This window comes from Halopseudomonas sp. (assembly GCF_041579695.1).
Taxonomy (GTDB): Bacteria; Pseudomonadota; Gammaproteobacteria; order Pseudomonadales; family Pseudomonadaceae; genus Halopseudomonas.
Genome location: NZ_JBFGFI010000103.1, coordinates 1 through 7,695 on the forward strand (window position 1 = coordinate 1; position 7,695 = coordinate 7,695).

The 7,695-nt window shown below is 59.3% G+C and carries 10 protein-coding genes and 1 pseudogene; 8 read left to right on the forward strand and 3 right to left on the reverse strand.

Translation table 11 applies throughout. The features are described 5' to 3' along the window. The 6 genes and pseudogenes from ABYA88_RS14220 to ABYA88_RS14245 all read left to right on the forward strand — a co-directional run. Positions 1-256, forward strand: a pseudogene (locus ABYA88_RS14220) (sulfite exporter TauE/SafE family protein); the annotation flags it as partial. A gap of 99 nt (positions 257-355) precedes the next feature. After that, positions 356-622, forward strand: a complete 267-nt coding sequence (locus ABYA88_RS14225) for a DksA/TraR family C4-type zinc finger protein (RefSeq protein ID WP_373188053.1) — start codon at positions 356-358, stop codon at positions 620-622. A 148-nt stretch (positions 623-770) separates the two neighbouring features. Beyond that, positions 771-1,760, forward strand: a complete 990-nt coding sequence (locus tag ABYA88_RS14230) for a diacylglycerol kinase family protein (protein WP_373188054.1) — start codon at positions 771-773, stop codon at positions 1,758-1,760. Continuing rightward, positions 1,757-2,569: a metallophosphoesterase gene (locus ABYA88_RS14235; RefSeq protein WP_373188055.1), complete on the forward strand. Its 813-nt coding sequence runs from the start codon at positions 1,757-1,759 to the stop codon at positions 2,567-2,569. Before ABYA88_RS14230 ends, ABYA88_RS14235 begins: the two co-directional genes overlap by 4 nt. Positions 2,570-2,592: 23 nt before the next feature. Continuing rightward, complete coding sequence (locus tag ABYA88_RS14240; protein WP_373188056.1) at positions 2,593-2,832, forward strand: DUF1289 domain-containing protein; 240 nt, start codon at positions 2,593-2,595, stop codon at positions 2,830-2,832. Between the two features lie 91 nt (positions 2,833-2,923). Next, the gene (locus ABYA88_RS14245; RefSeq protein ID WP_373188057.1) at positions 2,924-4,303 is read left to right on the forward strand and encodes a diguanylate cyclase domain-containing protein; all 1,380 of its coding nucleotides are present in this window, start codon (positions 2,924-2,926) and stop codon (positions 4,301-4,303) included. 40 nt (positions 4,304-4,343) lie between these two features. On the opposite strand, the gene ABYA88_RS14250 is transcribed toward ABYA88_RS14245, so the two are convergent. Further along, positions 4,344-4,565 (reverse strand): VF530 family DNA-binding protein, encoded by a 222-nt coding sequence (locus tag ABYA88_RS14250; protein ID WP_373188058.1) that lies wholly within the window; start codon positions 4,563-4,565, stop codon positions 4,344-4,346. Then, positions 4,558-4,815 carry an RNA recognition motif domain-containing protein gene (locus ABYA88_RS14255; RefSeq protein ID WP_373188059.1) on the reverse strand — a complete coding sequence of 86 codons (258 nt, stop codon included), beginning with the start codon at positions 4,813-4,815 and terminating at the stop codon, positions 4,558-4,560. The genes ABYA88_RS14250 and ABYA88_RS14255 overlap by 8 nt, the downstream gene beginning before the upstream one ends. A 117-nt stretch (positions 4,816-4,932) precedes the next feature. Here ABYA88_RS14255 and ABYA88_RS14260 point away from each other — a divergent pair, with 117 nt between their 5' ends. After that, the gene (locus tag ABYA88_RS14260) at positions 4,933-5,460 is read left to right on the forward strand and encodes an RNA methyltransferase (RefSeq protein WP_373188060.1); all 528 of its coding nucleotides are present in this window, start codon (positions 4,933-4,935) and stop codon (positions 5,458-5,460) included. 76 nt (positions 5,461-5,536) lie between these two features. Next, positions 5,537-6,745, forward strand: coding sequence for an NAD(P)/FAD-dependent oxidoreductase (locus tag ABYA88_RS14265; protein WP_373188062.1), 1,209 nt, complete (start codon positions 5,537-5,539; stop codon positions 6,743-6,745). Positions 6,746-6,751: 6 nt separating this feature from the next. Here ABYA88_RS14265 and ABYA88_RS14270 read toward each other — a convergent pair. After that, positions 6,752-7,695 (reverse strand): apolipoprotein N-acyltransferase (locus ABYA88_RS14270; RefSeq protein WP_373188061.1); only part of this gene is annotated, 944 nt, incomplete at its 5' end.

A 7,695-nucleotide genomic window follows, 5' to 3' on the forward strand; every position in this document is an offset into this window, starting at 1 on the left:
ACAGTTTCGCGATACGCTGTTCGCCCTGTGGTTCATCCTGGTCACCATCAAGATGGCGGCGTTCCTTTATGCCGGCGTTGACCTGCAACTGATTCACCATCTGTGGCTGTTGCCTTGTGCAGCGGTCGGCCACCTGATCGGACTTCGCGCGCACGCCCACATAATGCATGCTGAAACACCGGTCTTTTTCCGCGTGCTGGGCAGCGTGTTACTGACGGTCAGTCTGGTGGGCATCTGGACCATGCTCAGCAGTTAATCTACACAAGTTCTCAGCGGACCTGCCGAGGGTCTATGCTTTTGATGAGAACAGGTACGCCACCAGTCGCGTGCCGTCATCCAACACCCGGAGGTGACCATGGCAACCGGTTGGGCGCGCGATGGGGCAGTTCAGGATCAGATCGACGGCACTGTCGATGAGGCGGTACAACGTGCCCGCAGCAGACTGCCCAAAGGAGAAAGTCTGCTGTATTGCGAGGAATGCGATACTCTGATTCCCGAGGCGAGACGCAAGGCCCTGCCCGGCGTGCGTCTATGCGTTGTCTGCCAGCAAGCCCGAGACAACGCCGATACCGCCAGCGGCACCTATAATCGGCGAGGAAGCAAGGACAGCCAGTTGCGTTGAGCATCCTGCATGCCTTGCCGGTGACGGCGCTTAGCCTGCAAACCAATTGTCAGTCCCCCCCCGCTCACGGAACAACAGATGAATCTGATCGATATCTTTGCCAGCGTCTATAAACCCCGGTTAACAGTTCGCCATGGGAACACCTGCAATGAGTGATATTGCAGCGGACGCAATCGGAATAGCCCCAGTCAGTTCGATCAGCGGCACTGAGCCACTGTTTCTGGTGGTGAACAATGCCTCCGGACGGAGGGACGTGAAGGAGACCCGAAAAACCATCGAGCGGGTACTGTCCGAAGCTGGCCGGCGCTACGAGATAATGACGATCGACAGCGGTGCACAATTGATCCCCACGGCCAAACGCGCCCTCGGGTTTGCCCGTGAGCAGGGCGGCATCGTGGTGGCGGTTGGCGGTGACGGCACCCTCAGCGCTGTAGGCGGGGTGGTGCTGGGCAGCGGCGTTCCCTTCGGCATCCTGCCTCAGGGTACGTTCAACTATTTTGGCCGTACCTATGGTATTCCACAGGATACCGAAGCGGCACTTGATTGCCTGCTGGACGCAGTCATCCAGCCGGTGGATGTCGGCCTTTTGAATGAACGAGTGTTTCTGGTCAATGCCAGCCTCGGCCTGTATCCACAATTGCTCGAAGATCGCGAGGCCTACAAGCGACGCTATGGACGCAGCCGCCTGGTTGCACTGTGGTCGGCCATCGTCACGCTGATGCAAGCCCACCGCTCGCTGCATGTACAAATCGATCTGGAGGGTCAGCCGCGGCGACATATGCATACCCCGACCATTGTGGTCGGCAATAACTCGCTGCAGCTGGAGCAGATAGGCATTGACCAGGTCCAAGAAATAGAACGTCATCATCTTGTAGCGATGACCGCCCGCTCCCGTGGCACGCTATCGCTGTATGGTCTGCTGATTCGTGGCCTGCTCAGCCGTCTAGGCGAAGATGAAAACGTCATCAGCTTCGGTTTCGACACCATGACGGTTCGGCCCCGACGCGGGCGCAAGAGGATAAAGGTGGCCATGGATGGCGAGATCTGCTGGATGAACGCGCCGCTGAAATTTCGCGTGGCACCGGACAAGCTGCCCTTACTGGTCCCCCGAGACGCGTCGAAACGGGAGCGTGTATGACACGGGTACTGCAGATCTCGGATCCGCATTTCGGCACAGAGCAGCCCCATGTCATGCGCGCTCTGCTGCGCTTTGCGCATGACCAGCAGCCGGAAGTCACGCTGCTCACCGGCGATATTACCCAGCGCGCCCGCCGTGCGCAGTTCAGTGCAGCCAGCGCATTCGTCCGCCAACTGCCGGAACCGGTGCTGGCAGTGCCCGGCAATCACGACATTCCACTGTTCAACCTCCTGGCGCGCATGCTCAACCCCTATGGCAACTACAAGCGCGCCTTCGGCAACGAGCTGGAGCCCGAGTATGAAAGCGACCGGCTGCTGGTCATCTGTCTGAACACGTCGCGGCCCTCGCGCCATAAAGACGGCGAAGTGAGCTCCGCCCAGATCGAGCGCGTCGCGCGACGACTGCGCGAAGCCCGGCCGGAACAGCTGCGCCTGGTAATGCAGCATCACCCGGTGCGCGCACGCGAGAAGTCGGACCTGACAAACCTGTTGATCGGTTATCAGACTGCCGTCCCGACCTGGGTCGATGCAGGTCTTGATCTGCTCATTGGCGGTCACATCCACCTGCCCTATGTCTGGCCATTGCACGGTCACCAGGGTGAGGCGGGCCGCAGGGGCTGGACGGCGCAGGCAGGCACTGCCCTGTCGACGCGGGTGCGGGCCGGGATACCCAACTCAGTCAATTTGATAGTGCATGACTGCGAACATGGTCAGCACCATTGCCGCGTAGAAAGGTGGGACTACAATGCACAGGAAGATCTCTTCATGCCTGCGCACAAAAACACCCTGGTTATCAGCCGCCAAGGCTGAAGCTGTACACATCGAGAGGTGACATGTCCGAACCCATTACCAAAAAACCCTGCATCGACATGTGCGACTTCAACAAGCATCAGATTTGCAAGGCATGTGGTCGCACACACGAAGAGAAAAAGTCCTGGAAAAGCCTTTCTCCTGAACAGAAACAGGCCATCTGGCACCGTATTCTGGTATCCCACGGCAGCGGCGGCAGCAAGGAATCGAAAGCGTTGCGAGCGCTGTACCGCAAGGCGGAGAAAAAACGCAAGGAAGGTTAACAGCGTAAGACGGGCGTATAATCCGGAAAATTCGAGCTGCCGCCCAGGTAACTTGGAATCGATAGTCGTACAGAATCCAGGGAGATCGCGGATGGATAAAGCCGAAAAGGATGCCGCAGGCGTATCAGGGAACGGTTTGGTACCTACGTCCGCCATAATGGACTTGCTGCTGGACGCAATATGCGTGGTGGATGCCGCAGGCCGGTTCGTCTATCTCAGCGGTGCCTGCGAGCGCATCTTCGGCTACCGTCCAGAGGAGTTGATTGGTCATGCGATGATCGATCTGGTTCATCCGGATGACCGTGAATCAACAATCGCCACCTCCCGCGAAGTCATGCTCGGCCGCCTCACCAATCATTTCGAAAATCGCTACATTCGCAAGGATGGCAGTGTGGTGCACATCATGTGGTCAGCAAACTGGTCAGAAGACGATCAATTGCGGGTTGCAGTAGCCCATGACATAACCGAACGCAAACATACCGAAGCCATGCAGGCGGCGGTGTATGCCATATCCGAGGCTGCTGTTACTGCGGCGAACCTGGCGACCCTGTTTAGCCATATCCACGAAATCATCGGCGCGCTGCTACCGGCGAGCATCTTCTGCATTGCACTGCATGACCGGCAACAGAATCAGACAAGCTTCCCCTACAATGCCGATGAGCAAAACGTCGGCTCCGTCTCGGCAAATGCCGACACTCTTGCACTGTGCAACGCGGTTATTCGCAGCGGCGCTCCGATACTGCTCACCGCCCGGCCTGAACCTGACAGCGCGGACATCCGGGATCGCAGTCTCGACTGGCTTGCCGTGCCGCTATCGACGCCCGAGGGAGTTCATGGAGCCCTGGTCATTCGCAACCGTCCTCTGGCACCTGCCTACAACGAGAAGGACCAGCAACTGCTGCACTTCATCTCGACCCAGATCGCTACCGCGATCCAGCGTGCCGGCATGCAGGCCCGACTGGAATTTCTCTCACGCTATGACCAGTTGACCAGCCTGCCGAATCGCGTATTACTCAGCGACCGAATAGTCATGGCGCTGGCGCGGGCCCGACGAGACGAAGGCAAGGTGGCGTTGCTGTATCTTGATCTGGATAAATTCAAGCGGGTGAATGACACCCATGGACACGCAGTGGGCGATCAACTGCTGCAGGCCGTGGCCGAAAGGATCACAGGGTGTGTGCGAGAGTCGGATACGGTGTCGCGTATCGGCGGAGACGAGTTCGTGGTCCTGCTGGAGACCCTCGATCTGCCAGGGCAGGCGCATGCAGTGGCGGAAAAGATCCGTGAAGCGCTGAATCGACCGCTAATTCTGGCGAACCTGGAGCTGGCGATAATTCCCAGTATCGGCATTGCTCTTTACCCGGAGGATGGCGACGACGAGCAGCATCTGCTCGACCTGGCCGACAGCGCCATGTATCAGGCAAAACGAAAGGGTGGCAACCGCTCACAGCGCAACGACAGCACCCGCTGAAAAGCGCCTGGCCTGCCTGCACGCGCGAGACAGACGGCATTCAGCGATGCCGGCTCTCCCTGTACAGCGCTTCTACCTTCTCCCTCGCCCAAGGGGTGCGACGCAGAAATTTCAGACTGGACGCCACACTCGGATCAGTGGTGAAACACTTGATCCTGATCCGCCGACCCAGCTCGTCCCAGCCATAAGCCTCCACCAACGACTCGACGATCTGTTTCAGCGTCTGCCCGTGCAACGGATCATGCCCATGCTGCTCAGGCATTCTTGTCGGCCTCGGACTCGTCTCGCTTGACGCGAATACGGCTACCGGCCACCTCGAGATTGTTCAAGGCCTTGATCGCGGCCTTGGCATCGTCATGGCGGGGCATTTCCACAAAACCGAAACCCTTGGAGCCACCGGTTTGCTTGTCCAGCACCAGAACACAGGATTGCACCAGGCCATGGGCCTCGAACAGGTTGCGCAGTTCGGTTTCAGTCGTGGTGCGTGAGAGATTGCGGATCAGGAGTTTCATGAGTTTACCGTGCTAGTATTCGATCCGCGCACTATACATCCTGTCGGCGTCGGCCACACGTCAAGCGCTCTTGTCTTCCCGACCAACGGCTGCTGCCCCCCTGACGAGTCCGACCCAGTGAATACATCCATCCGTATCGGCCTCGCCAACCCCAAAAGCCCGAGCAATGTGGGCGCCGTGATGCGCGCAGCCGGCTGCTATGGGGCCGACCGCATCGTCTATACCGGCTCTCGTTACGGTCGGGCAGTACGCTTCCACACCGACACCAAGGATGTCGGCTCGCGCATTCCATTGATCATGGTTGACGATTTGACCGCGGACTTGCCGCCGGAGATCAAAATCGTCTGTGTCGAACTGGTCGAAGGCGCCACTGCTTTGCCCGGTTTCGTCCATCCGGATCATGCCTTGTACCTGTTCGGACCGGAAGACGGCAGTCTCGACCAGACCCTGATCGACCGCGCCGATGCCGTCGTCTACATACCCACCATCGGCTGCATGAACCTGGCGGCGACCGTCAACGTGGTCCTGTACGACCGCCTGGCAAAGTCCTCCAGTGCCGGCGGCAGTGAGGAACTGATTCTTCAGAGCAGAGACAGAAACAACCGCGGACGGATAAAACCACCCGCGGACGGCGACAGGCGCTGAAGCCGCAGCCACTATTGTTTATACTGCCACCCCCTTTCCGATGGATCTTCGCGTGTCTCGAAAAACCCTACCAGCCATTCAGCAATATGACGTCGTCGTGCTCGGCGCGGGCGCCTCGGGACTGCTATGTGCATTTACCGCGGCGCAACGCGGTCGCCGGGTTCTGGTGCTGGAGAAGGCAAACAGGGTCGGCAAGAAGATTCTGATGTCCGGCGGTGGTCGCTGCAATTTCACCAATCATTTCGTCGAGGCCGAAAACTTTCTTTCGGCGAATCCGCATTTCTGCAAATCGGCGCTCAGCCGCTACACCCAGTGGGACTTCATTGCGCTGGTCGAGCAGCACGGCATAGCCTACGAAGAACGCAGCCACAGCCAACTGTTCTGCCTGGACTCGGCCAAGGATATTGTTGCGATGCTGCTCGGCGAATGTGACCGCGCAGGGGTAGAAGTAAGGACCCATTGCGATCTGAACAAAATCACCGCGATCGAGTCGGGGCAGTCGCGCTACCGCCTGGCGGTCGCCCAGACCGGTAATACTGATACGCTGGAATGCACATCGCTGGTCGTGGCTACCGGCGCCCTCTCGGTGCCTACCCTGGGCGGCAGTGGCGTCGGTTATGACATCGCCAGACAGTTCGGCATCGGCCTGACGGAAAGACGCGCAGGTCTGGTACCTTTCATGTTCACTGACGCCACCAAATCATTGTGTGAGCGCCTCAGCGGTCTGGCGGCAGAAGTCACCGTAACCTGCAACGGACAAAGCTTCACCGAGAACCTGCTGTTTACCCATCGGGGTATCAGCGGTCCAGCCATACTGCAGATCTCCAACTACTGGCATCCGGGCGACCCGCTGAGCGTCGATCTGATGCCGGGCATAGACGCCAGCCAGTGGCTGGTTCAGGCGAAACAGCAGCATGGCAAAGCTCGTTTGCGCACGTTGCTTGCGCAGAAATTGCCCAAGGCCCTGGTTAACGAACTGCAGTCGCTCTGGTGGCCGGGAGCACAGGAGCTGCCAATGGCGGAAATGGGCGACCGTCTGCTTGAGCAGATCGGCGCGCAGCTCAACGGCTGGATCCTCAAGCCCTCGGCTACCGAAGGCTATCGCACCGCGGAAGTCACACTCGGAGGGGTGGATACCGCCGACATCAGTTCCAAGACCATGGAAGTGAAACACCAACCCGGGCTGTACTTCATTGGCGAGGTCCTCGATGTCACCGGGCACCTGGGCGGATTCAACTTCCAGTGGGCCTGGTCCTCGGGTTACACCGCAGGCCTGTTCGCCTGAACCGAATCAGCAAGCGTTGCGACGGCGCCTGCTCAGCAACCCGACCAGGCACAGCAATATCAGCGCGCCATGAATCACATGCCCGAAGCTGTCCGGGTACCTACTATAGAAACTGCCCCCGGCGGCAGGAGAAAACCGCAGATCCGCCACCAGCTCCGCTCTCGAGAAAGCGGGGGTAGACGCCAGCGCGCGGCCATTGGGAGCGGCAACAACAGAGGGACCGTTATTGATCAGATGGATCATCGGCACGCGGTTCTCCACCGCGCGCACGACTGACATCGCCCGATGCTGGAATGGCTGGGTGGTTTCACCGAACCAGTTATCCTGGGAAACGAAAAGCAGCACCTTGCCGGCCGCATCGCTGCCAATCGCCTCGGCGACATCCGTTGGGAAGGCGGTTTCATAGCACACCTTCGGCACCAGCCGCATGCCGTCCACCGAAAATTCCGCGTGATCTGTCCCCGCTGCGAGCGGTCGCAGAAACTCGCCGAACAGCTGTGTGGTCAGCCAGTTCAGACCCGGCAGGCTGAAGAAATCGGGTCGATACTCGCCGAATGGCATACGCCGCATCTTGCGATAAAGTCCGGCCTCCTGCCCCTGCCGGTCAACATGCATCACCGAGTTGTAGTGAACCTCCTCACCGCCTTGCCAACGCTTCTCGGCATCATGGAAGATCAGCGCCACGCCGCTTCGCGCGAGTGTTTCGGCATAGGCCTGGCGTACACTGAAATGATCGAAATACCCCTTGTAGCGGGCCTCCGGCCAGATTACTACCTGGGCACCCGCCTCCGCGAGCCGCATTGTGGCGGCCATTTCCTCAGGATTTTCCCGGCTGAATCCCTTCGGCGGTTCGGGCACGGCCAGTGACACAGCATCATTGGGCTGCACCAGCCCGATGCGACGCAACTGCCAATCCTGCATGCGGGTGTCCCAGACAGACAGGCTGATGA